General features: G+C 70.8%; 23 protein-coding genes and 1 riboswitch. Of the genes, 8 read left to right on the plus strand and 15 right to left on the minus strand.

Features of this window, described 5'->3' with window-relative positions:
• The first annotated feature begins 207 nt into the window (after positions 1-207).
• Positions 208-849 (plus strand): uridine kinase family protein, encoded by a 642-nt coding sequence (locus B072_RS0135705; protein WP_106433004.1) that lies wholly within the window; start codon positions 208-210, stop codon positions 847-849.
• Positions 850-1,272: 423 nt separating this feature from the next.
• Entirely contained in the window at positions 1,273-3,138 is a 1,866-nt protein-coding gene (locus B072_RS0135710) for an AAA family ATPase (protein WP_018534781.1), read from the plus strand.
• A gap of 44 nt (positions 3,139-3,182) precedes the next feature.
• Here B072_RS0135710 and B072_RS0135715 read toward each other — a convergent pair whose 3' ends face one another.
• From B072_RS0135715 to B072_RS0135755, 9 genes are all read right to left on the minus strand, one after another.
• Positions 3,183-4,259, minus strand: coding sequence for a hemolysin family protein (locus B072_RS0135715; protein ID WP_018534782.1), 1,077 nt, complete (start codon positions 4,257-4,259; stop codon positions 3,183-3,185).
• Entirely contained in the window at positions 4,256-5,587 is a 1,332-nt protein-coding gene (locus B072_RS0135720; protein ID WP_018534783.1) for a hemolysin family protein, read from the minus strand. Before B072_RS0135720 ends, B072_RS0135715 begins: the two co-directional genes overlap by 4 nt.
• Before the next feature lie 218 nt (positions 5,588-5,805).
• Positions 5,806-6,252 carry a PH domain-containing protein gene (locus B072_RS0135725; protein ID WP_018534784.1) on the minus strand — a complete coding sequence of 149 codons (447 nt, stop codon included), beginning with the start codon at positions 6,250-6,252 and terminating at the stop codon, positions 5,806-5,808.
• 13 nt (positions 6,253-6,265) lie between these two features.
• Positions 6,266-7,114 carry an ATP phosphoribosyltransferase gene (gene hisG / locus B072_RS0135730; RefSeq protein ID WP_018534785.1) on the minus strand — a complete coding sequence of 283 codons (849 nt, stop codon included), beginning with the start codon at positions 7,112-7,114 and terminating at the stop codon, positions 6,266-6,268.
• A gap of 54 nt (positions 7,115-7,168) precedes the next feature.
• The gene (locus B072_RS0135735) at positions 7,169-7,441 is read right to left on the minus strand and encodes a phosphoribosyl-ATP diphosphatase (RefSeq protein WP_018534786.1); all 273 of its coding nucleotides are present in this window, start codon (positions 7,439-7,441) and stop codon (positions 7,169-7,171) included.
• 34 nt (positions 7,442-7,475) lie between these two features.
• Positions 7,476-7,961, minus strand: a complete 486-nt coding sequence (gene ribH / locus B072_RS0135740) for a 6,7-dimethyl-8-ribityllumazine synthase (RefSeq protein WP_018534787.1) — start codon at positions 7,959-7,961, stop codon at positions 7,476-7,478.
• Positions 7,962-7,999: 38 nt separating this feature from the next.
• Positions 8,000-9,289, minus strand: a complete 1,290-nt coding sequence (locus B072_RS0135745) for a bifunctional 3,4-dihydroxy-2-butanone-4-phosphate synthase/GTP cyclohydrolase II (RefSeq protein ID WP_018534788.1) — start codon at positions 9,287-9,289, stop codon at positions 8,000-8,002.
• Positions 9,286-9,933 (minus strand): nicotinamide mononucleotide transporter family protein, encoded by a 648-nt coding sequence (locus B072_RS0135750; RefSeq protein WP_018534789.1) that lies wholly within the window; start codon positions 9,931-9,933, stop codon positions 9,286-9,288. The genes B072_RS0135745 and B072_RS0135750 overlap by 4 nt, the downstream gene beginning before the upstream one ends.
• Positions 9,930-10,544 carry a riboflavin synthase gene (locus tag B072_RS0135755; RefSeq protein ID WP_018534790.1) on the minus strand — a complete coding sequence of 205 codons (615 nt, stop codon included), beginning with the start codon at positions 10,542-10,544 and terminating at the stop codon, positions 9,930-9,932. Before B072_RS0135755 ends, B072_RS0135750 begins: the two co-directional genes overlap by 4 nt.
• 155 nt (positions 10,545-10,699) lie before the next feature.
• Positions 10,700-10,830: riboswitch (FMN riboswitch) on the minus strand.
• 235 nt (positions 10,831-11,065) lie between these two features.
• Between B072_RS0135755 and B072_RS0135760 the strand changes: the two genes are divergently transcribed.
• Positions 11,066-13,396 carry a chitinase C-terminal domain-containing protein gene (locus tag B072_RS0135760; RefSeq protein ID WP_026246645.1) on the plus strand — a complete coding sequence of 777 codons (2,331 nt, stop codon included), beginning with the start codon at positions 11,066-11,068 and terminating at the stop codon, positions 13,394-13,396.
• A 258-nt stretch (positions 13,397-13,654) separates the two neighbouring features.
• Here the strand turns inward: B072_RS0135760 and B072_RS0135765 are convergent, their stop codons facing one another.
• A complete protein-coding gene (locus tag B072_RS0135765; protein ID WP_018534792.1) occupies positions 13,655-14,818 on the minus strand; it encodes an ROK family transcriptional regulator in 1,164 nt (387 codons plus the stop codon).
• A gap of 108 nt (positions 14,819-14,926) precedes the next feature.
• Between B072_RS0135765 and B072_RS0135770 the strand changes: the two genes are divergently transcribed.
• Positions 14,927-16,153, plus strand: a complete 1,227-nt coding sequence (locus B072_RS0135770) for an MFS transporter (protein ID WP_026246646.1) — start codon at positions 14,927-14,929, stop codon at positions 16,151-16,153.
• Here the strand turns inward: B072_RS0135770 and B072_RS0135775 are convergent.
• Positions 16,113-16,580 (minus strand): acyl-CoA thioesterase, encoded by a 468-nt coding sequence (locus B072_RS0135775; protein WP_018534794.1) that lies wholly within the window; start codon positions 16,578-16,580, stop codon positions 16,113-16,115. The two genes, B072_RS0135770 and B072_RS0135775, sit on opposite strands and share 41 nt — an antisense overlap.
• 212 nt (positions 16,581-16,792) lie before the next feature.
• Between B072_RS0135775 and B072_RS0135780 the strand changes: the two genes are divergently transcribed.
• Positions 16,793-18,175, plus strand: coding sequence for a uracil-xanthine permease family protein (locus B072_RS0135780; protein ID WP_018534795.1), 1,383 nt, complete (start codon positions 16,793-16,795; stop codon positions 18,173-18,175).
• Positions 18,176-18,194: 19 nt separating this feature from the next.
• Here B072_RS0135780 and B072_RS0135785 read toward each other — a convergent pair whose 3' ends face one another.
• Positions 18,195-19,322: a glycoside hydrolase family 6 protein gene (locus B072_RS0135785; RefSeq protein ID WP_018534796.1), complete on the minus strand. Its 1,128-nt coding sequence runs from the start codon at positions 19,320-19,322 to the stop codon at positions 18,195-18,197.
• A gap of 171 nt (positions 19,323-19,493) precedes the next feature.
• Between B072_RS0135785 and B072_RS44865 the strand changes: the two genes are divergently transcribed.
• The 3 genes from B072_RS44865 (at position 19,494) to B072_RS0135800 (ending at position 22,207) form a co-directional block, all read left to right on the plus strand.
• Positions 19,494-20,243: a DUF5995 family protein gene (locus B072_RS44865; protein ID WP_051127371.1), complete on the plus strand. Its 750-nt coding sequence runs from the start codon at positions 19,494-19,496 to the stop codon at positions 20,241-20,243.
• 98 nt (positions 20,244-20,341) lie between these two features.
• Positions 20,342-21,271: an LLM class F420-dependent oxidoreductase gene (locus B072_RS0135795; protein WP_018534798.1), complete on the plus strand. Its 930-nt coding sequence runs from the start codon at positions 20,342-20,344 to the stop codon at positions 21,269-21,271.
• Positions 21,272-21,547: 276 nt separating this feature from the next.
• Positions 21,548-22,207 carry a DUF4232 domain-containing protein gene (locus B072_RS0135800; protein ID WP_026246647.1) on the plus strand — a complete coding sequence of 220 codons (660 nt, stop codon included), beginning with the start codon at positions 21,548-21,550 and terminating at the stop codon, positions 22,205-22,207.
• Positions 22,208-22,214: 7 nt separating this feature from the next.
• Here the strand turns inward: B072_RS0135800 and B072_RS0135805 are convergent, their stop codons facing one another.
• From B072_RS0135805 to B072_RS0135815, 3 genes are all read right to left on the minus strand, one after another.
• A complete protein-coding gene (locus B072_RS0135805; protein ID WP_018534800.1) occupies positions 22,215-23,924 on the minus strand; it encodes a flavin monoamine oxidase family protein in 1,710 nt (569 codons plus the stop codon).
• A 293-nt stretch (positions 23,925-24,217) separates the two neighbouring features.
• Complete coding sequence (locus tag B072_RS0135810) at positions 24,218-24,670, minus strand: Lrp/AsnC family transcriptional regulator (protein ID WP_018534801.1); 453 nt, start codon at positions 24,668-24,670, stop codon at positions 24,218-24,220.
• Between the two features lie 28 nt (positions 24,671-24,698).
• Positions 24,699-26,159 (minus strand): amino acid transporter, encoded by a 1,461-nt coding sequence (locus B072_RS0135815; RefSeq protein WP_018534802.1) that lies wholly within the window; start codon positions 26,157-26,159, stop codon positions 24,699-24,701.
• Positions 26,160-26,485 lie beyond the last annotated feature (326 nt).

Below are 26,485 nucleotides of genomic sequence, written 5' to 3' on the forward strand. Positions count from 1 at the left end.
AACGGGCGGACGGGGCGGGTGCGGGGCGCGCAGCCGGTCGTGCGGGGTGCGTTCCTGGTGGAACAGTGCGCCAACTATGGCTGCCGGGGCGGGACTTCCACCAGCGTTTCGAGGCTGCTCCGGGCCACCAATATTGGTCTTCACCACTGGCATGACCTGCGGCGGCGCGGCCGAAACCGATCCGGCCCCCGACGTACCCTTGCGGCCGTGGACTTTTCGCACGTGCCCCTCGCCCAGTACGCCGACCGGCTGCGCCGGCTGCCGCCCTCCTGCGGACCCGTCCGCCTCGTCGGCATCGACGGGCACGCGGGTTCCGGCAAATCGACCTTCGCCGCGCGCCTCGCCCGGGCGCTCGGCGACGCGCCCGTGCTGCACCTCGACGACATCGCGAGCCACGACGCCCTCTTCGCCTGGACCGGGCGGCTGCGCGAGCAGGTGCTCGATCCGCTCGCCCGGGGCGCGGCCGCGCGCTACGAGACGTACGACTGGAACGCCCGCCGCTTCGGCGCGGTGCGCCAACTCCCGCCCGCCGACGTGGTCCTGATGGAGGGCGTGGGGGCCGGGCGGCGGGCGGTGCGGCCGTTCCTCGCGGAGCTGGTGTGGCTGGATCTGCCGGGAGAGGCCGCGTGGGAGCGGGGGCGCGCCCGGGACGGCGAGGAACAGCGGGCCTTCTGGGACGGCTGGATTCCAGCGGAACGGGAGCACTTCGCGCGGGACCCGTCGCGGCCCTTCGCTGAAGAATTGGTAAGAGAGTGCCCAGAGGGATACGAGATGCTGGAAGGCCCTGCTGGGGCCGCCCGGAATCGCCGCTCCGTCACGCACAGTGAGGAACCGCCAGCGGTGCGCTGAACCAACGGAAAGCGCCTTCCGCCAGTTTCCGTGAGTGCCTCAACTCGGCTTGACCCAGGGGCCGTACAGGACTTACGTTCTCAATGTGCGGCCTTTCGGGGCCGCCCGCAGTCGCGAAGCCCCCGGTTGTTCCCCCGTGATCGGGGGCTTCGTTCTGCCCGCAATGCCCTTTCCCGGGCGCTGCGAGGCGCTCTTCGTTCACCCTGAGTCACCCTTCGGTACCGCGCTCACCTGCGCCGAATCCCCCACTGCCGCACCGATCCGACCCCGTTGCGCCCTTCGGCGCACCCTGTGCCCGCAGGTACGATGCCTCTCGGTGCGGGCTCTGGACGGCTCGCTGTCCGCATCGTGACAACTCCCGTCCATGACAGCTTGGTTCAGGGCGAATCAGGTTCATCGGGGGCACGGCTTGTGGGGGACGTGATGGACTTCGGCACTGGGGCACCACCGACGGGCCCGGCCGACCTCGCCTGGCTGCGAGGCGTCGACGCCTACACGATGGGCGCGTATCCACAGGCGGAGGAGGAGTTCAGGGCCGCCGTCCGGATGGATCCGGGCATGGCCGACGGCTGGCTCGGGCTGCACGCCCTGCGCATCGACACGACGACGGCGCTGCTGCGGATGTTCCGGCACCGCGACCGCTTCGGCGAACAGCGCGCCAGGCACCGGCGCACGCTCAACTCCTGGTACTGGCTCGGCTGGTGGGTGCAGCCGGTCCTGGAACATCCGCGCGACCTGCTCCTCGCGCACGCCTCGCACTGGCTGGACGGCCGCCATGTCCCGGATCTGGACCGGGCGTTGGCCACGCTGCCGCCGGTCGACGCGGATCCGCAGGTGCGGTTCCTGCACGCCTGCCGGGCCTATCTGGTCAAGGACTGGGAGCAGTTGGTCCGGCACACGGACCCGCTCGTCGACGATCCCATGCTCGGCATCGAGGCCGGCCTGTTCGGCGGCATGGCGCGGGTCCGTCTGGAGATGTACGGCCAGGCGGAGCCGCTGCTCTCCTCGGCGCTGATGCGCTGCCGCAGCGAACAGCCGCAGCGCAAGGAGCTGCGGTACTGGCTGGCCCGGGCGCACGAGGGCACCGGGCGCAGCGCGGCTGCACTGCCGCTGTACCGGGCGGTGCACCGGGTCGACCCGGCGTTCATGGACACCTCGGCCCGGCTCGCCGCGATCACCGAGGGGGACGGCTACGGGGACTTCGCCGACGGCGCCGACTTCGCCCCGATGTCCTTGACGGGCTATCAGGACGGCCTGGACGGAGCGGAGTCCGTCGATCCGCTGTTCGCCAGTGACGGGCGCGACCTGAAGGTGTCCGAGCCCGATCTGCCGCCGCCCGGCGGTGCCACGCCGGACGCCTCGGACATCGTGCGGGAGAAGGCCGTGGTCCCGGTGTCGCCGCTGCCTCCGGGTCCCGCGGATCCCACCCTGCTCGAAGAGGCGCTCTCGGAGCTGGAGTTGATGGTGGGCCTGGAGCCCGTCAAGCGCCAGGTCAAGGCGTTGTCGGCCCAGTTGAACATGGCGCGGCTGCGTGCCGGGCAGGGGCTGCCCGTCCAGCCGCCGAAACGACACTTCGTCTTCTCCGGCCCCTCGGGTACCGGTAAGACGACGGTCGCCCGCATCCTCGGCCGGGTGTTCTACGCGCTCGGGCTGCTCGGCGGTGACCATCTGGTGGAGGCGCAGCGGGCCGACCTGGTCGGCGAGTACCTGGGCCAGACGGCGGTCAAGGCCAACGAGCTGATCGACTCGGCCATGGGCGGGGTGCTCTTCGTCGACGAGGCGTACGCGCTGTCCAACTCCGGTTACGGCAAGGGCGACGCGTACGGCGACGAGGCACTGCAGGTGCTCCTGAAGCGGGCCGAGGACAACCGCGACCATCTCGTGGTGATCCTCGCCGGGTACCCGGAGGGGATGGACCGGCTGCTCGCCGCCAACCCCGGTCTTTCGTCCCGCTTCACGAGCCGGGTCGACTTCCCCTCGTACCGGCCGCTCGAACTCACCGCGATCGGGGAGGTGCTGGCCGCGGAGAACGGGGACGTGTGGGACGAGGAGGCCCTCGACGAGCTGCGGTCGATCGCCGGGCACGTGGTCGATCAGGGATGGATCGACGAGCTCGGCAACGGACGGTTCCTGCGGACGCTGTACGAGAAGTCGTGCGCCTACCGGGACTTGAGGCTGACCGGGTACCTGTCGGAGCCGTCCCGGGACGATCTGGCGACTTTACGGCTGCCGGATCTCATGCAGGCGTACGGCGAGGTGCTCTCCGGACGGGGACCCTCGGGGTTGTGAGAGTGGGGCCCGCCCGGGCGGGCCCCACCACGGCCCTGGCGGAACTACGCCAAGGCACCTTCTCTGCTACGGGCCTGCGGGACCTGTACGTCCTCGCGGTGGGCCGGGTCGCGGACCTCTCCCACCAGGAGTTCCAGCACGTCCTCCAGGGCGACCAGGCCGAGGACCCGGCCCGAGGCGTCCGCGACCTGCGCCAGGTGCGTGGCCGCGCGGCGCATCACCGTGAGGGCGTCGTCCAGGGGCAGTTCCGAGCGCAGCGTCGTCATCGGGCGCCAGATGTGCTGCGGCACCGCGCGGTCCGTGTCGGGGCCGTCGATCAGGTCGAGGACGTCCTTGACGTGGAGGTAGCCCATGAAGGCGCCGGTGTCCGCGCAGACCGGGAAGCGGGAGTAGCCGGTGCGGGCGGTCAGCTCGATGACCTCGGCCGGTGTGACCGAGGGGCCCACCGTCACCAGCGACGCCTTGTCGAGCAGGACGTCCGTCACCGGCCGGGAGCCCAGTTCCAGCGCGTCCTCCAGGCGTTCCTGTTCCTCGGGGTCGAGGAGCCCCGCCTGGCCGGAGTCCTCCACCAGGCGGTTGAGCTGTTCGCTGGTGAAGACCGCCTCGACCTCGTCCTTGGGTTCGACCCGGAAGAGCTTGAGGATGAGACGGGCGCAGGCGCCGAGCGCGAAGGTGATCGGCTTGCAGAGGCGGGCGAAGGCGACGAGGCCCGGGCTGAACCACAGCGCGGTCTTCTCGGGCGCGGCCATCGCCAGGTTCTTCGGGACCATCTCGCCGATGACGAGGTGGAAGAAGACCACGGCCGCGAGCGCGATCACGTACCCCAGCGGGTGGATCATGCCGTGCGGCAGGTGGATCGCCTCGAAGAGGGGCTCCAGGAGCTTGGCCACCGTGGGCTCGGCGACCGCGCCGAGGGTCAGCGAGCAGACGGTGATGCCGAACTGGGCCGCCGCCATCATCTGCGGCAGGTTCTCGAGCCCGTACAGGACCTGACGGGCCCGCTTGCCGGGGATCGGTTCGATCTGGCTGCGGCGGACCGAGACCAGGGCGAACTCCGCTCCCACGAAGAAGCCGTTGGCGAGCACGAGCAGTGCGGCGAAGACGAGTTGCAGGGCGCTCATCGGGCCGCCTCGAGGAGTGCGGCGCCCGCCGTGCGGACGATCCGGACCCGCTCGGCCCGGTAGTGGTCGACCTGGCGCACCGAGAGTTTCCAGCCCGGGAGTTCGGCCTTGTCGCCGGGGGCCGGGATGCGGCCCAGGAGATCGGCGACCAGGCCGGCCACCGTCTCGTACGGGCCCTCGGGTACGTCGAGTCCTATGCGGCGCAGGATGTCGACGCGGCAGCCGCCGTCGGCGTCCCAGGCGGGGCGGCCGTCCTCGGGCGGCGCGGCGGCCAGCTCGGGGAGGTCGAGTCCGTCGTGTTCGTCGCGGACCTCGCCGACGAGCTCCTCCACGATGTCCTCCAGGGTGACGACACCGGCGGTGCCGCCGTACTCGTCGACGACGACCGCGATGGGCTGCTCACTGCGCAGGCGTGCCAGGAGCGGCTGGACGGGGAGCGTCTCGGGGACCAGGAGCGGTGCCTGGGCGATCCGGCTCACCGGGGTGCGCAGGCGCTCGTGCGCGGGTACCGCGAGCGCGTCCTTGAGGTGGACCATGCCGATGACCTCGTCGATCCGTTCCCGGTAGACGGGGAACCGGGACAGGCCGGTGGCGCGGGTCAGGTTGACCACGTCCTCGGCGGTCGCCGACGCCTGCAGGGCGCTGACCTTCACGCGCGGCGTCATGACGTGCTGCGCGGTCAGCCCGGCGAGCGAGAGGGTGCGGACGAAGAGGTCCGCCGTGTCCTGCTCCAGGGCGCCGGCCTGGGCCGAGTGCCGGGCCAGGGAGACGAGCTCGCCGGGCGTGCGGGCGGAGGCCAGTTCGTCGGCGGGCTCGACGCCGAGCGCGCGGACGAGCCGGTTCGCGACCGCGTTGAGCAGGGCGATCACCGGGCGGAAGAGCCGGGCGAAGACCGACTGCGGTCCGGCGACGAAGCGGGCGACCTGGAGCGGCTTGGAGACCGCCCAGTTCTTGGGGACGAGTTCACCGATCACCATCTGCACGGCGGAGGCGAGCAGCATGCCGACGACGACCGACACCCCGCCGACCGCGCCCTCGGGGATGCCGATGGCGGTGAACGGGCCGCGGAGCAGTTCCGCGAGGGCCGGCTCGGCGAGCATGCCGACGACCAGGGACGTGATGGTGATGCCGAGTTGCGTGCCGGAGAGCTGGAAGGAGAGTTCCTTCAGGGAGCTCACGACGGTGCGGGCGCGCTTGTCGCCCGCGGCCGCGGCCTGTTCGGCTTCGGGGCGCTCCACCGTGACGAGGCCGAACTCGGCCGCCACGAAGAAGCCGTTGGCGAGGATCAGGAGGAAGGCGGCCGCGAGAAGCAGCAACGGGATGGTCATGCCGCCGCCTCCGGGGACGTACGCGACGCGGGGGTCGCGGTATGTCGGGAGGGGGCGGCGCAGGTACTACCGGACGATCCGTCCATCGCTGGAGGGAGTCACTCCTCGGTTAGCAGGAGCCCCGGGCGTACGGACCGGGGCGGGGCGTCGCTCGATGCGCGCCCTGTCACCAGATTAATCAAGACCGGGGACGATGCGTCAGGGCCCGGGCCCCCGAGTCAGCCCTGAGGTTGCGCGTGGGCCGAGTCGGCCAGCGCCCGCAGCGCCCTGGCGTCGCGGATCGCGGTCTTCCTGGCCATGCCGGGCTGGATGCCCATGGCGGCCATGCTGGTGCCGTCGGTGAGGTTGAGGAACACCCACGGGTCACCGGGCCGCAGATTGACCTGGACGATCTCCGCCCAGGTCAGACGGCGGCTGCGCGCGATGTTGACGACCGTGACGCCCGCGTCGTCCGCGACGACCTTGGGGCGGGCGAGCAGCCCGAGCACACCCCAGAAGAGCGCCGCGGTGAAGACGAAGCTGAGCTTCTCCCCCGGGCTCATCCCGTTCAGGACGAGCGCGACCACGGTGATGGTCACGAAGGAGGCGGCGCCGAGGGCGTGCAGGATGACGCGGGTGCGGCCCGGCCGGAACGTGACCGGCAGGCTGGGCAGGGCTTCCGACATGGTCTCGGCGTCCTCAGAGGCGGCAGGCGTGGATGGCCGTGGTGAGGATGGCCCGCGCGCCGAGGGCGTACAGGTCGTCCATGATCCGCTGCGCGTCCTTGGTGGGGACCATGGCGCGCACCGCGACCCAGCCCTCGTTGTGCAGCGGGGAGACCGTCGGCGACTCCAGGCCCGGGGTGAGGGCGACGGCCTTCTCCAGGTGCTCGGCGCGGCAGTCGTAGTCCATCATCACGTAGCTGCGGGCGACCAGGACGCCCTGGAGGCGCCGCAGGAACTGCTGCACCTTCGGGTCGTCCGTCTCGGCGCCCTTGCGGCGGATGACGCACGCCTCGGACCGCATGATCGGGTCGCCGAAGACCTCCAGGCCGGCGTTGCGCAGCGAGGTGCCGGTCTCGACGACGTCCGCGATGGCCTCGGCGACGCCCAGCTCGATGGCGGTCTCCACGGCGCCGTCCAGGTGGACGACGGACGCGTCGACGTCGTGCTCGGCGAGGTACTTGCCGACGATGCCCTCGTACGAGGTCGCGATCGTCTTGCCCGCGAGGTCGGCGAGGTCCTTGACCGCGCCGGGGCGGGAGGCGAAGCGGAAGGTGGAGCGGGCGAAGCCCAGCGGCAGGATCGCCTCGGCGTGGGCGGCCGAGTCGATCAGCAGGTCCTCGCCGGTGATGCCGATGTCGAGCTTGCCGGAGGACACGTAGATCGCGATGTCCTTGGGGCGGAGGTAGAAGAACTCGACCTGGTTGTCCGGGTCGACCGTGACGAGTTCCTTCGACTCCTTGCGCTGGCGGTATCCGGCCTCATGGAGCATCGCCGACGCAGGTCCGGACAGTGAACCCTTGTTGGGGACGGCGATGCGCAGCATGAGGCGGGATTCCTTTGCGTGATCAGGGAGTTGAGAGCGAACTGGGGTGACGGCTCAGAGATGGGCGTACACGTCGTCGAGGGAGATGCCGCGCGCGACCATCATCACCTGGACGTGGTACAGCAGCTGCGAGATCTCCTCGGCGGCGGCTTCCTTGCCCTCGTACTCGGCGGCCATCCATACCTCGGCGGCCTCCTCGACGACCTTCTTGCCGATGGCATGGACACCCTTGCCGACCAGTTCGGCGGTGCGGGAAGTGGCGGGGTCGCCGGTGGCGGCCTTCTGCTGGAGCTCGGTGAAGAGCTCCTCGAACGTCTTATTGGACATGGTGGTCCCTACTTTACGCGGCTCTCCCGTGCCCTTAACGCCAGGGTTCCGCGACCGTACGCAGCGTGGTCGCGGTGGCCACGGCCGCGGTGACCGCTTCGTGGCCCTTGTCCTCGCTGGAGCCCTCGATGCCCGCGCGGTCCAGGGCCTGCTCCTCGGTGTCGCAGGTCAGCACGCCGAAGCCGACCGGTACGCCGGTGTCGACGGAGACCTGGGTGAGGCCGTTGGTGACGCCCTGGCAGACGTACTCGAAGTGCGGGGTGCCGCCGCGGATGACCACGCCGAGCGCCACGATCGCGTCGTAGCCGCGGTCCGCGAGGACCTTGGCGACGACCGGCAGCTCGAAGCTGCCGGGGACGCGCAGGACGGTGGGCTCGCTGATGCCCAGCTCGTTCAGGGCGCGCAGGGCGCCGTCGACGAGTCCGTCCATGACCTTCTCGTGCCACTGGGCCGCGATGACGGCCACGCGCAGGTCGCCGCAGTTCTTCACGCTCAGTTCGGGTGCACCCTTGCCGCTCACGCGCTTCTCCTGGTGTGTACGTAGAGGGAATGAGGGAGTTACTGGTTGCTGCAGGTGGACGTGCGGGGCGCGTCCAGCCAGGGCAGGTCGTGGCCCATCCGGTCCCGCTTGGTGCGCAGGTAGCGGAGGTTGTGCTCGCCCGCGGTGATGGGCATCGGCTCGCGGGCCGTGACCTTCAGGCCGTGCCGGGTGAGGGCGTCGGTCTTGTCGGGGTTGTTGGTCATCAGGTGCAGGCTGCGCACGCCGAGGTCGTCCAGGATCTGGGCGCCGGCCGCGTAGTCGCGGGCGTCGGCGGGCAGGCCGAGCTCCAGGTTGGCGTCGAGGGTGTCGCGGCCCTGCTCCTGGAGCTCGTAGGCGCGCAGCTTCGAGAGCAGGCCGATGCCGCGGCCCTCGTGTCCGCGCAGGTAGACGACGACGCCGCGGCCCTGCTCGACGATGCGGCGCATGGACTCCTCCAGCTGGGGACCGCAGTCGCAGCGCTGGGAGTGGAAGATGTCGCCGGTCAGGCACTCGGAGTGGATCCGGACGAGGACGTCCTCGCCGTCGCCGATCTCTCCGTGGACCAGGGCGACGTGCTCGACGCCGTCCACCGTGGAGCGGTAGCCGTACGCGGTGAACTCGCCGAAGGCGGTGGGGAGTTGGACGGTCGCCTCGCGCTTGACCGTGGGCTCGGCGGAGCGCCGGTACGCGATGAGGTCCTCGATCGAGATGATCGTCAGGCCGTGCTTGCGGGCGAACGGGATCAGCTCGGGCAGCCGCAGCATCACGCCGTCCTCGCCGGCGATCTCCACGATGGCACCGGCCGGGCGCAGGCCCGCGAGGCGGGCGAGGTCGACGGCGGCCTCGGTGTGGCCGTTGCGGACCAGGACGCCGCCCCGCTTGGCGCGCAGCGGGAAGATGTGGCCGGGCCGGACGAAGTCACCTGCCTCGGCCGTGCCGGACGCGAGGAGGCGGAGCGTGGTGGCGCGGTCGGCGGCCGAGATGCCGGTGGTGACGCCGTGCGCGCCGGAGGCGTCGACGGAGACGGTGAAGGCGGTCTTCATCGACTCGGTGTTGTTGCCGACCATCTGCGGCAGGTCGAGCCGCTCCAGCTCGTCGCTCTCCATGGGCGCGCAGATCAGGCCGCGGCACTCGCTCATCATGAAGGCGACGATCTCGGGCGTGATCTTCTCGGCGGCGACGACGAGGTCGCCCTCGTTCTCCCGGTCCTCGTCGTCGACGACCACGACGGGGCGGCCGGCCGCGATGTCCCGGACGGCCCGCTCGACCGGGTCGAGGGTGAGGTCGGTGTCGGCGGAGATCTCGTACAGGTGGGGTGCCGTGCTCATGCGTGGGCTCCTTCGAGACCGTGGGCGGGGGCCGAGGCCGCTCGGGACCGCAGCCACCAGTCGCGCATGCCCCACAGGACGAGCGCGCCGTAGATGACGTAGACGAAGCCGGAGAAGGCGTAGCCGTTGGCGAAGTTCAGCGGGACGCCGACGGCGTCGACGAGCAGCCAGGCGAACCAGAACTCGACCATGCCGCGCGCCTGGGCGTACATGGCGACGATCGTGCCGACGAAGATGTACGCGTCGGGCCAGGGGTCCCAGGACAGCGTCGGGTACGCCTTGAAGAGCAGCGCGACGGCGACCGTGCCGGCGGCACCGGCGAGGACCATCAGGCCGCGCTCCTTCCAGGTGGCGAAGCGCACGGCTATGGAGCCGTCCTGCGCGTTCTTCCTGCCGCGGACCCAGGCGGCCCAGCCCATGGCGGCGACGACCATGACGACGACCTGCTTGCCGGCGCTGCCGGTCAGGTGTCCGGCGAAGGCGCCGAAGAGGATCAGGCCGGAGACGAACTGCACGGGCCAGGTCCAGATGGAGCGCTTCCAGCCGAGCGCGAGCGCGATCAGGCCGAAGGTGTTGCCGATCATGTCGGACCACAGGATGTGCTGGCCGAAAGCGGTGAAGGCCTCGGAGTTGAGCCAGTTCACTTGGTGCCCCCGTTGAAGCTCTGGCCCGCGCCGAGCATGCGCTCGACGTACTTGGCGATGACGTCGACCTCAAGGTTGACCGGGTCGCCCACCTGCTTGATGCCGAGCGTGGTCAGGGCGAGGGTGGTGGGGATGAGGCTGATGGTGAAGTAGTCGGCGGCGGCCTCGACGACGGTGAGGCTGACGCCGTCGACCGTGATCGAGCCCTTCTCGACGACGTACCGGGTGAGCTCCGCGGGGAGCGAGATCTTGACGATCTCCCAGTGCTCGGAGGGGGTGCGCTCGACGATGGTGCCGGTGCCGTCGACGTGTCCCTGCACGATGTGTCCGCCGAAGCGGCCGTCGGCGACCATCGGCCGCTCCAGGTTCACGCGGGAGCCGGTTTCGAGGGCGCCGAGGCTGGAGCGCTTGAGGGTCTCGGCCATGACGTCGGCGGTGAACGCGTCGTTCTCGTGCTCGACGACCGTGAGGCACACGCCGTTGACCGCGATGGAGTCTCCGTGCCGGGCGCCCTCGGTGACGACGGGGCCACGAACGCGGAAGCGACAGGCGTCGTCGAGCGTCTCGACGGCGGTGATCTCGCCCAGCTCTTCGACGATTCCGGTGAACACTTCCCGGGTCCTCCCTCTACGGGTCTGGACTCCGGGGCACTGTCGTACGACGACGACAGAACGAACGGACGACGACACCGGGAGCGACAACGCCGCATGCAGGGCACCCTGGGGTGCCCGAAACAGCCGGCGACGCGCACCTGGGTGCCCGCCCGCCGCGCACTGCCTCCCATCCGGACTTTAACCGTCGGTCCAGGAATTTCACCTGGTCAACCGGTCACTGGACGTGACCGGGTCGCGGACTGTAACCGCCGGTTCGGACTTTCACCGACCCCGGAGTGCGCTGCTTCTGGTACGGCCAGTGTGCCACGTCCGATCGATGTGCATGCATGCGATCACTGTGGGCTGACTCACAGGCCATGAGCCTGGTTTCGGCCGCCGGTCGGGAATATGGCGCCAACTCGCCGCTCCCACCTGGGTTGTTGAGATTGGTACAGACCTATTGACGGGCTGGTCTAGTCCTCTTAAGTTCCTCGCAACCTCGTCGTGCACCACCGATCCCTTCTTCCGGAGGAACCGCCGTGCCGTACCCCAGACCCCCCAGACCCGCCCTGCTCGCCGGAGCGGCCGCCGTGGCGGGGCTGCTGCTCGCCTCGCTCCCCGCGACCGCGTCCCAGGCCACCGACCAGGAGGCCTGTCGCCCCGACGGCCTCTACGAGACGCCCGGTGTCTCCGTCCCGTACTGCTCCGTCTATGACACCGACGGGCGCGAGAAGATGGGCGCGGACCACCAGCGCCGCGTCATCGGCTACTTCACCGGGTGGCGCACCGGCAAGGACGGGACGCCCGCGTACCTGGCCTCCGACATCCCGTGGGACAAGATCACCCACATCAACTACGCCTTCGCGCACGTCGATTCGGGCAACAAGATCTCGGTCGGGGCGGACTCGGAGAAGAACGCGGCGACCGGGATGACCTGGCCGGGGGTGGCCGGCGCCGAGATGGATCCGGCGCTCCCCTACAAGGGGCACTTCAATCTGCTCAACAAGTTCAAGAAGCAGCACACGAACGTGAAGACCCTGATCTCGGTGGGTGGTTGGGCCGAGACCGGCGGCTATTTCGACGACGACGGGAAGCGTGTCGACTCCGGCGGCCTCTACGCGATGGCCACGAACACGGACGGCAGTGTCAATCAGGCGGGCATCGACACGTTCGCCGACTCGGCCGTCGCGTTCATCAAGAAGTACGGGTTCAACGGCGTCGACATCGACTACGAGTACCCGACCACGATGAAGGACGCGGGCAATCCGCTGGACTGGTCGCTGGCCAACGGGCGCCGGGCCGGTCTGGTCAAGGGCTACGCGGCGCTGATGAAGACGCTGCGCGAGAAGCTGGACCGGGCGGGCGCGGCCGACGGCAAGCACTACCTGCTCTCCGTGGCGGCACCGTCGTCGGGATATCTGCTGCGCGGCATGGAGACGTTCCAGATCCAGAAGTACCTGGACTACGTCAACATCATGTCGTACGACCTGCACGGCGCCTGGAACGAGCACGTCGGCCCGAACGCCTCCCTGTTCGACGACGGCAAGGACTCCGAACTGGCCGCCGCGGGCGTGTACTCGACGTCCCAGTACGGCGGCACCGGATATCTGAACACCGACTGGGCCTATCACTACTTCCGCGGCTCCATGCCGTCAGGCCGGATCAACATCGGACTGCCGTACTACACACGGGGATTCAAGAACGCCACGGGCGGGACGGACGGGCTGTGGGGCAAGGCCGCGTCGACCGACTGCCCGGCGGGGGCGGGGCTGACGAAGTGCGGTGACGGGGCCGTCGGCATCGACAACCTCTGGCACGACCTGGACACCAACGGCAAGGAGGCGCCCGCCGGATCGAACCCGATGTGGCACGCCAAGAACCTGGAGAAGGGCATCGTCGGGGACTACGTGACGAAGTACGGCTTCCCCGCAGGCACCAAGCTGACGGGTACGTACAAGAGGAACTACGACGCGACGCTCGTCGCGCCCTGGCTGTGGAACTCCGAGAAGAAGGTCTTCCTCTCGACGGAGGACGAGCAGTCGGTGGCCGCGAAGGCGGCCTACGTCGCCGACCGGGGCATCGGCGGCGCGATGATCTGGGAGCTGGCCGGCGACTACGGCTGGAACGCGACGAAGGGCCAGTACGAGCCCGGGTCCACGCTGACGAGCACGCTCTACGACACGTTCAAGTCCGCGACGCCGTACGGCGCGAAGCGCTCGACGATCGACCTGCCGAGCGAGGCGCTCGACATCGACGTGAGCTTCGGGGAGTTCCCGCTCGGCGACTCCAACTACCCGATCTCCCCCAAGATGAAGATCACCAACAACACGAAGGCGACGCTGCCGGGCGGTACGGAGTTCCGGTTCGACTACGGGACGTCCGCGCCGGCCAACGCCAAGGACCAGTCCGGGTTCGGCACCACGATCGTGCGCAGCGACCACAGCGGCAGCAACGTGGGCGGTCTGAAGGGCGACTACAACCGAGTCTCGCTGAAGCTGCCGAGCTGGCAGTCGGTGGCGCCGGGCGCCTCCGTGACGGTGGACTTCGTGTACTACCTGCCGGTGTCGACGCCCTCCAACTGGACGGTGACGTTCGACGGGAAGACGTACGCGCTCGCCGGTGACCTGGCGCGCGGGACGAGCGTCGTGGAGCCCGGTTCCGGATCGACGTCCTCGCCCTCCCCGGCCCCGAGCCCTTCCGGCTCCGGCGGTACGTGCGCGAACGCGGCCTGGAACGCCACCGCCGAGTACGGCAGCGGCGCGGTCGTCTCCCACGGCGGCCACTCCTGGAAGGCGAAGTGGTGGACGAAGGGTGAGGAGCCCGGCAAGACCGGTGAGTGGGGGGTGTGGCAGGACCAGGGGGCCTGCTGACGCCTCGCCCCGGGTGGCAGTCGAGATGGCCGAGGTCGCGTCCCGGCCGGCCGAACTGGGGGGCGCCGCTCCGGCGGGGCGGATGACATCCGGTTCGCGGGTGCGGCTTCGGTGGGGGCTGGTCGCGTAAGTTCCCCGCGCCCTTGAAGGCACGCGCTCCGCGCGGTCTTCCTCTGGGCGAGCGGAGCTCGCTTCCAGGGGCGCGGGGAACTGCGCGAGAAGCCCGACCGGGCCGCGGGCGTCGAGCGGCCCGAAGTCCTACGGCGTGAACACGTCCTCCTGGGCCGCCTCCCGGGCCATCAGCAGGGCCCCGCGCAACACCGCCCCGCCCCCCAGCTCCCCCGCCCGCACCTCCGTCGCGAGCGGCGACATCAACGTCAGCCGGGACGCGACCCGCGCGGCGAACGCGTCGCCGCCCGCGCGGCCGACCTCCCCGGCGAGGACCACGCAGCCGGGATCGAGCACCGCCACGACCGCGGCCGCGCCGAGCACCACCCGGTCGGCGAGCGCGTCCAGGAACCCGTCCGCGCCGGAGGCCACCGCCGCGCGGACGACCTCGGCGGCCCGCTCCACGGGCTCACCCGGGCCCACGAGCCCGTGGCCCGCCGCGAGTTCGAGGATCGCAACGGAACCGGCCAGCGAGTGGAAGCCCCCGCCGCAGTCGGTGGCGGACGGCACCCTGCCGGTGCCCGGCACCGGCAGGAACCCGACCTCGCCGGTACCGCCGGAGGCCCCGCGGCGCAGCTTCCCGTCCAGGACGACGGCCGCGCCGATGCCGAGACCGAGCCACAGCAGCACGAACGTGTCCCGGTCACGGGTCGCGCCGTCGCGCTGCTCGGCGAGGGCGGCGAGGTTCGTCTCGTTCTCCACCAGCACGCGCGCGGGAAGACGTTCCTGGAGCGCGGCGACCAGGCGGCGATGCCACTCGGGCAGCCCCGAGGAGTCGCGCAGTTCGCCGGTCGCCGGGTCGATGAGCCCGGGCGCGCCGACACCGACGGTGTGCAGCCGCTCGGCGCCCGCCTCCTTCGCCGTACGTTCCAGGAGGGCGACCGCACGCTCGACGGCGGCTCCGGCCTGCTCGCCCTCCTCGACCGGCAGCGCCGCCTCGGCGAGCACGGTGCCCAGCAGGTCGGCGACGACGAGACGGACGCCTTCGGTGCGGACGTCGAGGGCGGCGAGGTGGGCCCGGTCGGCGACGATCCCGTAGAGCTTGGCGTTCGGACCGCGCCGCTGCGCGCCGGCCTCCCCGACGACGGCGATCAGGCCGGAGGCCGTGAGGCGTTCGACGAGGTCGGCGACGGTGGGCCGGGACAGGCCCGTGAACTCCTTCAACTGCCCCGCGGTGAGCGGGCCTTCCTCCTGGAGGAAGCGCAGCGCGAGCCGGTCGTTGATGGCTCGGGCGGTCCTCGGCGATGCGGGCATGGCCGGATCCTACGACGAAACGGGGTTATCTATCAGGCAGGGTTCCTGATAGTTTACGGCGGCACCGTGAGGGACGAGCATGCACAAGCACCGGGAGGGGCTCGCGGGATGAGTGAAGTGACTTACGGAACAAGGGAGTTGAAGCGGGCGCGGTACGCCGTCGCGACCGTCTTCGCCGTGCACGGGGCCGTGACGGGCTCCTTCGCGACCCGGGTTCCCTGGATCCAGGACCACGCGGGCGTCAGCGCGGGTCAGCTCGGGCTGGCGCTCGCCTTCCCGGCGATCGGCGCCTCGGTGGCGATGCCGCTGGCCGGCAGTATCAGCCACCGCTTCGGGGCGCGCACGGCCCTGCGCGGACTGATCGCCCTGTGGACGCTGGCGCTGACCCTGCCGTCGCTCGCGCCGAACCTGCTCACGCTCTGCGCCGTGCTCTTCGTCTACGGGGCGACGGCCGGCATGTCGGACGTGGCGATGAACGCGCTCGGCGTCGAGGTCGAGACCCGCCTCGACAAGTCGATCATGTCGGGGCTGCACGGCATGTGGAGCGCGGGCGCGCTGATCGGTTCGGCGGGCGGCACGCTCGCCGCGCACCTGGGCGCGGACGCCCGGCTGCACCATCTGCTCGCCGCGGCGGTGCTGACGCTCACCGGGCTCGTGGCCTGCCGCTGGGTGCTCGACCTGCGGCCGACCGAGGACGAGGAGCCGCCGCCGCGGTTCGCGCTGCCGCCGAAGTCGGCGCTGCTGATCGGCGCGGTCGGGTTCTGCGCGGTGTTCGCGGAGGGCGCGAGCCTGGACTGGTCGGCGGTCTATCTCAAGGACGTGCTCGGTACGTCGGCGGGCCTCGCGGCCGCCTGCACCACCGGCTTCACGCTCACCATGGCGATCGCGCGGATCGCGGGCGACAGGGTGGTGGACCGGTTCGGCGCGGTGCGCACCGTGCGGGTCAGCGGTGTGGGCGCGGCGATCGGCGCGCTGATGGTGGTCGTGGCCCCGAACCCGGCCGTCGCGATGGCCGGATTCGGACTGCTCGGCCTCGGTATCGCGGTGGTCGTGCCGCTCGCCTTCGCGGCGGCCGGGCGCAGCGGCCCGAACCCGAGCCTGGCCATCGCGGGTGTCGCCACGATCACGTACACCTCGGGGCTCATCGCGCCGTCGGCGATCGGCACGATCGCCGAGGCGACGAGCTTGGTGGTGTCGTTCGGCCTGGTCACGGTGCTGGCGTGCGGCCTCGCGGTGTTCGCGGGGGTGCTGCGCGCCGGTGACCGGACGAGCCGGGCGAAGGTGCCGGAGCAGCTCAGCCCTGCGGCAACAGCAGATCCTGCGACGAAGCCCTGAGCGCGTCGCTCCAGCGCGCGGGGCGCAGCGTCTTCGGGTCCAGGCGGACCAGGACGCGCGTCCCGTGCGCGTGGGTCACCGACCCGTCCGCCGAGCAGAACCGGAAGCCGTACGTCAGGCCGGTGTTGCCGAGCCGCTCGATCCACAGGTGGACGGCGTACGCGCCGGGGCGCAGGACCGGGGCGACGTACGTGATGGTGAGTTCCTTGACGGCGTTGCAGAAGTCACCGGCCGCTTCCCAGTCGCCCTCGAAGACGAGCCCGCGCTCGTTCCACAGCGCGGTCCAGGCGCGTTCGACGAGGACGGGGTAGCGCGCGTTGTGCAGCATGCCGAGCGCGTCGAGGTCGTCGAAGTGGACGTCGACGGGGACGAGCCGACCGATGCTGTCGACGTTGTCGGGGAATCGGTCGGGGGCGACGGCGGTCACGGATGGAGCTCCTGGTGCGGTGCGTGATGGGCCCCCATCGTAAGTCGCCCGGCTAAGCAAACGCTCAGAAAACCGGCGTGACCTGCGCCTCAGCCGTTACCACCCGACCCTGACGCGGATCCGGATCAACGCCGCGGGCACGACGAGAACGCACACTTACGTCCGCTTAACATGAGGCGATCGTTTCAGGCCACAGAAAGCAGAGTGCGCGCATGGACCTCGGCGTCCGCTGGAAACTTCACGGCGACGGGAAGACCCCGGCCCCGGGTGCCGTCGTCCGTCCCGACGAGCGGCTGTCCTGGCCGCGCACGATCGGGCTCGGTGCCCAGCACGTGGTGGCGATGTTCGGTGCGTCGTTCGTGGCGCCGGTGCTGATGGGGCTCGACCCCAACCTCGCGATCATGATGTCCGGTGTCGCGACGGTCATCTTCCTGCTGGCCACGCGCGGCCGGGTGCCCAGCTACCTGGGGTGTTCGCTCTCCTTCGTGGGTGTCGCCGCGGTGATCCGGGCCTCGGGCGGCTCCAGCGCCACGGTCACCGGCGCCGTCTTCGTCGTCGGCGTCGTGCTGTTCCTCGTCGGGCTCGCGGTGCAGAGGTTCGGGGCGCGGATCATCCATGCCGCGATGCCGCCGATCGTGACCGGCGCGGTCGTCATGCTGATCGGCTTCAACCTGGCTCCGGTCACGGCCTCCACGTACTGGCCGACCGATCAGTGGACGGCGCTGCTCGTCATGCTGTTCACCGGTTTGGCCGTGGTGTGCCTGCGCGGATTCTGGTCCCGGATCGCGATCTTCCTCGGCCTGATCTTCGGGTACGCGGTCTCGTGGCTCTTCGACCAGGTCTTCGGGAAGATCCACTCGACGAACGGCGGCACGGAGGCCGTGGACCACTGGCGGCTCGACCTGTCGGGCGTGGGCAAGGCGGACTGGATCGGCCTGCCCTCCTTCCACGCCCCGTCGTTCGAGTGGTCGGCGATCCTCGTGGCGCTGCCCGTCGTCATCGCGCTCATCGCGGAGAACGCGGGCCATGTGAAGGCCGTCGGCGAGATGACCGGCGACAACCTCGACGGCAAGCTCGGCACCGCGATCTCCGCGGACGGCGTCGCGTCCATGCTCTCCACGGCCGTGGGCGGCCCGCCCAACACCACGTACTCCGAGAACATCGGCGTCATGGCGGCGACCCGCGTCTACTCGACGGCCGCCTACTGGGCCGCGGCCGGTTTCGCCCTGCTCTTCGGTCTGTGCCCGAAGTTCGGCGCGATCGTGGCGGCGATCCCGGGCGGTGTCCTCGGCGGCATCACCGTCATCCTGTACGGCATGATCGGCCTGCTCGGCGCGCAGATCTGGATCAACGCCAAGGTGGACCTGCGCAATCCGCTGAACCTGGTGCCGGCCGCCGCGGGCATCATCATCGGCGTCGGCAACGTCTCGCTGAAGTTCTCCGACAACTTCTCGCTGAGCGGTATCGCGCTCGGCACGATCGTGGTCATCACCGGCTACCACGCGCTGCGGGCGATGGCCCCCGTGCACCTCAAGTCGCAGGAGCCGCTGCTCGATTCGGGGACGTCGGCGTACGACAAGGAGTCGGCCGAGTAGCACGGTCCCAGGGCCGGCCTCAGTCCGCCAGCTCGTAGGCGTAGTCCGGCGTGAACGTCCCCGGGCTGCCCTTGCAACCGTCCGACTCCCCCGGCAGCTTCACCCACAGATAGGCGTCGATCCCCGTCACTCCGGTGCGCAGGGTCGGCGCCTGTCCCAGTTTGCGGCCGTCCGGGTCGCACCATTCGCCGCCCGCCGGGGCGCCGTTGCCGTTGCGGCTGGTGTCGACGACCGCGCCCATGGTGCCGGGCGCGCCCATCGCGGCGAGGACCGCGCGGGCGTACGCGATCTCGTCCGCGGTGCGGTTGAAGTTGGAGACGTTGGTGAAGATGCCGTCGGAGGAGGCGGGGGACGCCGCGCCCGCAGCCCGCAGCCGCGCGGCCTGTGTCCCGGCCGCGTTCCAGTCCGAGTGTCCGGCGTCGTAGTAGACCCGGGCGCGCGGGTTCGCCGCCTTCATGACGCGCCCCGCGCGGGCCAACGACGCGTAACGGTCGGCCCGTTGGCCGCCGCTGAGGCACTCCGTCTGCGACAGCGCGTCGGGTTCCAGTACGACGATGACCTCGCGGGAGCCGAGTCCGGCCGCGAACCTGTCGATCCAGCCGTCGTACGCCGCCGTGTCGGGCGCCCCGCCGTCGGAGGCGCCACCGCAGTCGCGCTGCGGTATCGCGTACGCCACGACGACCGGCACCCGCCCGCTGCCCGCCGCGCCCGAGGTCACCGCGCGCACCCGGGACGTGATCGTCGAGGGCGCGAAGTCGGCGAACCAGACGGCGGCCGGACGGTCCGCTATCCGCGACTCGATGAGGGGCCTGCGCGGGTCGGACCGGTGGGCGCGCACCCAGTCGAGGACCTGGGACTCGCCGTGCCGGTACAGGCCGGTGGCCGCGGGCGCCGCGGTCGACGGCGCGGACCGGAGCGCCCGGGTCCTCGTCGGCTCGGGCCTGGGCTTCGGCTTCTTCGAACTCTTCGACGGGGAGGGCGAGTTGGTCGACTCCTCCGCGCTCGGCAGGCCGGGCAGCGGCATCAGACTCGGGGGCGCGCTGACGGAGGGACGCGCCTCGTCGCCGGCGTCCGGGCTCCGGTCCAGGGCGGACACGAGCCCCGCGACGGTCCCGACGGCGGCCACGACCGAGGCGGCCGCGACCATCGCGCCGCGCCGCGCCGCTCGTCGCCGTGCCGCCCGCCGCTCGGCGAGCCGGCGCGCTCGTAACCCTGACACCGTGCTCTCCCCCCTGCGTTCGGGCGGCCGTTCCCTCGTTTCGGGGAAGCCCCCGGCCAGCCGACGCCCGCGTCAGCCTAGGGCTGGGACGCTTCGTGCATGGCGCAGTTGGAACGGATGACAGGGCCCCGCATCCCGGCCCAAGGAGTCGACTCGGTGATCGCGAGGATGCGCGCGCTCGCCACGCACCTGCCGCCCGGGGACGGGATCGCGGTCTTCAACCGGGTCTACCTCTCGGTCACGGAGGCGGTGGATCTCGCCATCGACCAGGGGGCCCGGGGCGGCTTCCCGGACCGCGGGGCCGCCGTCGCGCTGGACGTCCGCTTCGCCGAGCGCTATCTGACGGCGGTCGACGCGGCGGCCTGCGGGGTGCGCCCGCCGGCCTGCTGGCGCCCGCTCGTGCAGTTCCGCCGCCATCCCGGAGTACGTCCGCTGCAGTTCGCGCTCGCGGGCATCAACGCGCACATCGGGCACGATCTGGCACTGGCCGTCGTGGACACCTGTCGTACGCTCGGCTGCGAACCGGAGGCCCTGGAGGACGAGTTCGACCGCGTGGGCGATCTCCTCGTCTCGCTGGAGGAGCACATCCGCGAAGAGCTGATGCCGGGGCCCGATCTGCTCCAGGTCGCCGACCCCCTGACCCACCTGCTCGGCTCCTGGAGCCTGGACCGGGCGCGCGACGGGGCGTGGGCGGCGGCCCGCGCCCTGTGGGCGCTGCGCGAACTGCCCTCCCTGACGGCCGAGTTCGCCCAGCGCCTCGACACCTCGGCGGGCCTGGTGGGCCGCATGCTGCTCACCCCGCTCCCCGAGTTCACCCGCCTCACCGATCTCGCCGGCCTCACCGACTGAAGCACGCCGGTCACGGCACGGAACTTCCCGGCTATAGCTGTACGTTGAAACTTTCGGCACCCGGTGCACACGTTCCGTACGCGACGAAGGAGCACGGCATGACGACCCGACTCGGCCTCGGCCTCCCGCAGATGAGGCAGTACGACATCGGCCGCGACATCCCCGACGTGGCACGCGCCGCGGAGGCGATCGGCTACGAGAGCCTGTGGGTCTTCGAGCGCATCCTGTTCCCCGAGCCCGCGCGGCAGGGTCTGTACGGGATGCCGGGCGTGCCGTGGCCCGAGCAGTACCGCTCGGTCGCCGACCCGCTCGTCTCGCTCACGCTCGCGGCGTCGGCCACGTCCACGGCCCGGCTGGGCACGAGCGTGCTCGTGGCGCCGCTGCACGTGCCGTTCCAGCTGGCCCGTTCGCTGGCGTCGCTGGACGTGGCGAGCGGCGGCCGCGTGGTCGCCGGGCTCGGCACGGGCTGGTCGCACGACGAGTACGCGGCGGCGGCCGTGGCCCCCTTCGAGAAGCGCGGCAAGGTCCTCGACGAGCTGATCGGCGTGTGCCATGCGGTCTGGGGCCCGGACCCGGTCACGTACGAGGGGGAACTGACGACCGTCGCCCCGGCCGTCGTCGGCCCCAAGCCGGCCCGCCCCATCCCGATCCTGCTGCCGGCGGGCAGCCGGAAGGCCGCGGCCCGCCTGGTCGACCGGGCGGACGGGTGGATGCCGGCGGCGATGGGCGCCGAGCCGCTGAAACAACAGTGGTCGCAGTTGCGGGAACTGGCGCAGGAGCGCGGTCGTACGGCACCCCTGCAGAGCGTGCTGCGGGTGAACACCGCGTACACGCGCGAGCCGTACACCGGCGACGACCGCCGCCCTTTCCAGGGCAGCGTCGACCAGATCGTCGAGGACCTCGTGGCGCACGACGAGGTCGGTCTGGAGGAGATCCTCATCGACGTCCAGGGTCGGCTGCGCGATGCCGAGGAGCTCAAGGACGTGGCGGCGGAGGTGTACACGAAGGCGCGGGCGGCGGGCGTCTGAGCCGGTCGCCCGCGTGATGCGCGCGACCCCGTGGACGCGCCCGACTCCGTAGGTGCGCACGACTGCGCAGGTCAAGGACGGCCGTGTCACAGATCCGTTCCCGCGGATCGCACGACGGGCCGGGGAACAGCAGTTCACGACTGCCGTCCCCGGCTCTCATGTAACAGGCACGTATTAGGGGTGGGCGGGGTGGAACGGCCCGCCCGGCCGACGGGTCTTGATGCTCAGTAACGCCGCTCGGACCGAGTGGCCGCCACCGATCAGAAGGACGAGACCATGCGCGCCCAGAAGCTCACCATCGCCGCCATCGCCCTCGCGGCGGGTCTCTCGCTCACCGCCTGCCAGGGCAACGACGACTCCGCCTCGGGCGCGAGCGACTCCGGCTCCTCCGCCGCGGCCGACTCCTCGGCGTCGTCATCGTCGTCGCCGTCGGCCGGCGGCTCCGACAGCGGCGGCTCCGCCGACAACAGCGCCGACAACGCAGGCGGCGGCGACGCGGCGACCGACGCCCCGGGCAGCGGCGGCGGCCAGGTCAACACCGGCCCCTGCAAGACCGCCGGCCTCGGCTTCAGCACGGCGCACGGCATGGGCGAGGGCGACTTCATGGTCGCCATGAAGAACACCGGCGACGCCTGCTACCTCAAGGGCTTCCCGGGCGTGGACCTCAAGGCCGACGGCGCCCCCGAGGGCACCAGCGCCGACCGCAGCGGCGTCGCCCCGGTGACCGTCGTCCTCAAGTCCGGCGAGGAGACCCGCTTCCACCTGCACTACACGCCCAACACCTCGGGCGGCTCCGGCTTCACCTTCACCACCCTCGTCGTCACGCCGCCGAACGAGACCCACTCCACGTCGCTGCCGGTCAGGATCAACGTACCCGTCTCCGAGAACGGCACCGGGAACTTCACGGTGGACCCGGTCGGCACCGGCAAGCAGTGAACCGCCGCTAGTCCTCGGGCAGTTCGACCGGAGCGATCGTCTCGTACAGGTCGCCCGGTCCGGGGTTGGCCGCGTCCGTCGTCCCGCCCAGGTGGTGCATGACGCCCCACACCGCGTTCAGCGCGGTCTGCACCGCCCCCTCGGCCCAGCCGGCCGTCCAGGAGATGTCGTCACCGGCGAGGAAGATCCCGCGCCGGTCGGCCGGCAGCGCGTCCTGCATGAAGTGCGTGAACAGGCGCCGCTGGTAGCGGTAGTGGCCCGGCAGGTTCGCCTTGAACGCGCCCATGAAGTACGGCTCGTTCTCCCAGGACACGGTCACCGGGTTGCCGATGATGTGCTTGCGGATGTCGACCTTCGGATAGATCTCGCCGAGCGACTTCAGCATCACTTCGAGCCGCTCGTTCGCGGACAGCGGCAGCCACTTCAGGCTGTCGTCGCACCAGGTGTAGGAGAGGCAGATGACGGCGGGCCTGTCCGGGCCGTCGTCCAGCAGATAGGTGCCGCGCGTCATCCGGTCCGTCAGCGTCATCGACATGACGTCCCGCCCGGTCGGATTTCCCCTGTCGTCGACGGCCTTGTCCAGCCAGAACGGCCGGTCGACGGGGACGAACAGCTTGCTGGACTCCATGTAGTGGGTGCGCTCGATCGCGGTCCAGTGGTCGATCGGGAACAGCGCGTCGTCGCACGCCACCTTCGACAGCAGCATCCAGGACTGGGCCGTGAAGATCGCCGCCTTGTACGTGCGGATGTCCCCGTCGGCGTCGGTCACGGTGATCCGGTTCCCGGCGGTGCGGGACAGGCGGGTCACGGCGGGCCGCGGTGCGCCGTCCGGGTGCAGCGACTTGAGCGACGTGCCGTACGCCCAGTGCAGGATCTTCTCCGGCTCACGCTCCCACAGGCGCAGCGGCAGCTGCTGCGAACCGCCGACGATGCCGCGGTGGTGGTCGTCGGCCTCGGTGTAGACGACGCGCAGGATCTCCAGGATGGAGTTGGGGAAGTCGGTGTCCCAGCCGCCCGTACCGAACCCGACCTGCCCGAAGATCTCCCGGTGCCGGAACGACTTGAAGGCCTCGGACTCGCACAGGAACCCGTAGAAGGTCTGGTTGTCGAGCTTCTCCACGAGCTGCGCCCAGATCTCGCGGATGCGCGGCACGTCGCGCTCGCGCATCGCCTGGTTCATGTCGGAGAAGTCGGCGCCCTCTTCGAGACAGGCGTTCCATGCGGCGGCGACGTCGCGGTAGACCTGCGGCAGGTCGTCGATCGTCTCGGCGTAGTGCGACTCGCCCTTGAGGTCGACGACGGTCGACGGGGTCGCCGGGGAGAGCGGGTTGGGGAACTCCCGGGTCTCCAGGCCCACCAGGTCGATGTAGTGCTGCAGCGCCGTCGACGACGGCGGGAAGCGCATCGCGCCCATCTCGGCGGTCAGCGCGGGGTCGCAGCCGTCGAAGCCCACCGTGCGCAGCCGCCCGCCGATCTCGTCGGCCTCGTACACGACGGGCTTGAGGCCCATCTTCATCAGCTCGTACGCGGCGACGATCCCGGACAGGCCACCGCCGATGACGGCGACCTCGGTGCCGTGCTCGGTCGCGGGTATCTGGCCGAGGCCCGCCGGGTGCGCGAGGAAGTCGTCGTACGCGTACGGGAAGTCCGGACCGAACATGGTGATCGGCGGCTGACCGTCGGTGTGCTGGACGGCGGTGGGCACCGTGGACGTCATGAGGCGCGGACTCCTTGCGGATACGGGCGGTCGAGGCAGGGGTGATCGCCACCGCGGAAGGTGTGGACAAAGAGGTGGGGATCGCAAAGACGGTACGTTTCCGCAGGTCGGCGGGACAAGACGGGACCGTTGCGTCTGCGTGTGCGATCCGTTGCGTGCGAGAGCGCCGGGGCGGCGATTCGTTGCGCGCCCGGGCGCGCCCTCGGCCGGATGCGCCGCGCGGGCGTCCGGCCCGCGCGGCGCAGACGGGTGCCGGCCGTCGAAGCCGGGCCACCCGATCCGTCAGCGACCCGTCAGGCGGGCGACCCGGACGTGAAGCGCCTCATCAGCGGTGACAGGACCAGCACGGACCTGGTCCGCTCGACGAACGGCTCCCCCGCGATCCGCTCCAGGACCCGCTCGAAGTGCCGCATGTCGGAGGCGAAGACCTGGACGAGGGCGTCCGCGTCGCCGGTCACGGTGGAGGCGGCGACGATCTCCGGGTACCGCTCCAGCCCCCGCCGGATCGCGTCCGGCGAGGTGTTGCGGCGGCAGTAGACCTCGATGAAGCCCTCGGTCTCCCAGCCGAGCGCGGCCGGGTCGACCCGCACGGTGAACCCGGTGATGGCGCCGGTGGCCCGCAGCCGGTCCACGCGGCGCTTCACGGCGGGCGCGGACAGGCCGACGATCTGGCCGATGTCGGCGTAGGAGCGGCGGGCGTCCTCGGCGAGGGCGTGCACGATGCGTTCGTCGAGATCGTTCAGCAAGGCAGGAGGTTCACTTCTGTGCGCTGGCTCACTTCTGAGCACCGGGAGCGGAGGCGAGCCGGGAGCGGCGCATCCCGTAGCAGAAGTAGAACACGAGACCGACGACCATCCAGGCACCGAAGACGATCCAGGTGATCCCGGACAGACTGCCCATCATCCAGACGCAGAACGCGAAGCCGAGGACGGGCAGGACCGGCGACAGCGGCACCCGGAACGTGCGCTTCATGTCGGGCCGGGTCCGGCGCAGGACGATCACCGCGATGTTGACCAGGGCGAACGCGAAGAGCGTGCCGATGCTGGTGGCGTCGGCGAGCTGGCCGAGCGGGATCGCGGCGGCGAGCACACCGCAGAACAGGGACACGATGACGGTGTTGGCGCGCGGGGCGCCGGTCCTCGGGTGGACCTTGGCGAACGTCTTCGGCACGAGTCCGTCCCGGGCCATGGCGAAGAGGATGCGGGTCTGTCCGTAGAGCACGGTGAGCACGACCGACGCGATGGCGACGACAGCGCCGGCGGCGAGCAGCGTCGCCCAGACCGACTGTCCTGTGACGTCCTTCATGATCCCGGCGAGGGTGGCCTCGGTGTCGCTGAACTGCTTCCAGGGCCGCGCCCCGACGGCGACCGCGGCGACGAGGACGTACAGCGCGGTGACGATGACGAGCGAGAGCATGATCGCGCGCGGCAGGTCGCGCTGCGCGTTCGTCGCCTCCTCCCCGGCGGTGGAGGCGGCGTCGAAGCCGATGTACGAGAAGAAGAGCGTGGCACCGGCGGCGCTGACGCCCGCCATGCCGAGCGGCATGAAGTGCTCGTAGTTGCCGGACTGGAAGCCCTTGAAGCCGATCGCGCAGAACAGCAGCAGCGAGACGATCTTCACCACGACCATGATCGTGTTGGCGCGGGCGGACTCGCGGGCGCCGCCGAGCAGGAACACCATGGCGAGCAGCACCACGATCAGCGCGGGCAGGTTGAAGATGCCGCCGTCACCGGGCGGTGCGGAGAGCGCGTCCGGGATGGTGACGCCGATGGTGCCGTCGAGCAGCGTGTTGAGGTACTCGCCCCAGCCGACGGCGACGGCCGCGACCGAGACGCCGTACTCCAGGATCAGACACCAGCCGCAGACCCAGGCGACGAGCTCACCCATCGTTGCGTATGCGTACGAGTAGGAGGAGCCGGCGACCGGGATGGTGCCGGCCAGTTCGGCGTACGAGAGGGCCGAGAAGAGCGCGGTGACGCCGGCGATCACGAAGGACAGCGTGACCGCGGGGCCGGCCTTGGGGACCGCCTCGCCGAGCACGACGAAGATGCCGGTGCCGAGCGTGGCCCCGATGCTGATCATGGTCAGCTGCCAGAGGCCGAGCGAGCGCCGGAGCGTGCCGCCCTCGCCCTGGCCGCCCTCCGCGACCAGGCGTTCCACGGGTTTGCGGCGCATGAGTCGGGCGCCGAGACCCACGGGGTCTCCCTCTGCGGGCGGGGTGCGCTGGTCGAGCACGGGCTGGCTCCTTGATCGCTGCCGATGGGAGGACGGCCATGACAAGGGAGCACAGGGCGGCCCACACACCGACCGGGGACCGCCGAGCAGGCCGTCCCCCGCCACGCCACGTACAGCGGATGACTCTAGAGGACTCTTGTTCCCGTCTGTAATGCAGCAACCTTGCGTGACCCCGGACGATCGTTGCGCGTACCGGCGTGACACAGGTGTTCATTGCGTCGCCCGTTGTGTCCGTTGTGCTCGGTGTGTTCGATGCCACACCTCACGCAGGGGAGTGAAACCGCCGTACCGGGGTACCCGAAATCGCTGTCCGTCCCGTTGACCGG

Source organism: Streptomyces sp. HmicA12, from assembly GCF_000373565.1.
In the GTDB taxonomy this organism is placed as follows: domain Bacteria; phylum Actinomycetota; class Actinomycetes; order Streptomycetales; family Streptomycetaceae; genus Streptomyces.

What these genes read in the sequence shown, in the direction of transcription:
- B072_RS0135710 (WP_018534781.1), top strand. Translation starts at nt 1,273, where the DNA reads ATGGACTTCGGCACTGGGGCACCACCGACGGGCCCGGCCGACCTCGCC.
- B072_RS0135715 (WP_018534782.1), bottom strand. Translation starts at nt 4,259, where the DNA reads ATGAGCGCCCTGCAACTCGTCTTCGCCGCACTGCTCGTGCTCGCCAAC.
- B072_RS0135720 (WP_018534783.1), bottom strand. Translation starts at nt 5,587, where the DNA reads ATGACCATCCCGTTGCTGCTTCTCGCGGCCGCCTTCCTCCTGATCCTC.
- B072_RS0135725 (WP_018534784.1), bottom strand. Translation starts at nt 6,252, where the DNA reads ATGTCGGAAGCCCTGCCCAGCCTGCCGGTCACGTTCCGGCCGGGCCGC.
- hisG (WP_018534785.1), bottom strand. Translation starts at nt 7,114, where the DNA reads ATGCTGCGCATCGCCGTCCCCAACAAGGGTTCACTGTCCGGACCTGCG.
- B072_RS0135735 (WP_018534786.1), bottom strand. Translation starts at nt 7,441, where the DNA reads ATGTCCAATAAGACGTTCGAGGAGCTCTTCACCGAGCTCCAGCAGAAG.
- B072_RS0135745 (WP_018534788.1), bottom strand. Translation starts at nt 9,289, where the DNA reads ATGAGCACGGCACCCCACCTGTACGAGATCTCCGCCGACACCGACCTC.
- B072_RS0135765 (WP_018534792.1), bottom strand. Translation starts at nt 14,818, where the DNA reads ATGCCCGCATCGCCGAGGACCGCCCGAGCCATCAACGACCGGCTCGCG.
- B072_RS0135770 (WP_026246646.1), top strand. Translation starts at nt 14,927, where the DNA reads ATGAGTGAAGTGACTTACGGAACAAGGGAGTTGAAGCGGGCGCGGTAC.
- B072_RS0135780 (WP_018534795.1), top strand. Translation starts at nt 16,793, where the DNA reads ATGGACCTCGGCGTCCGCTGGAAACTTCACGGCGACGGGAAGACCCCG.
- B072_RS0135785 (WP_018534796.1), bottom strand. Translation starts at nt 19,322, where the DNA reads ATGGTCGCGGCCGCCTCGGTCGTGGCCGCCGTCGGGACCGTCGCGGGG.
- B072_RS44865 (WP_051127371.1), top strand. Translation starts at nt 19,494, where the DNA reads ATGGCGCAGTTGGAACGGATGACAGGGCCCCGCATCCCGGCCCAAGGA.
- B072_RS0135795 (WP_018534798.1), top strand. Translation starts at nt 20,342, where the DNA reads ATGACGACCCGACTCGGCCTCGGCCTCCCGCAGATGAGGCAGTACGAC.
- B072_RS0135800 (WP_026246647.1), top strand. Translation starts at nt 21,548, where the DNA reads ATGCGCGCCCAGAAGCTCACCATCGCCGCCATCGCCCTCGCGGCGGGT.
- B072_RS0135805 (WP_018534800.1), bottom strand. Translation starts at nt 23,924, where the DNA reads ATGACGTCCACGGTGCCCACCGCCGTCCAGCACACCGACGGTCAGCCG.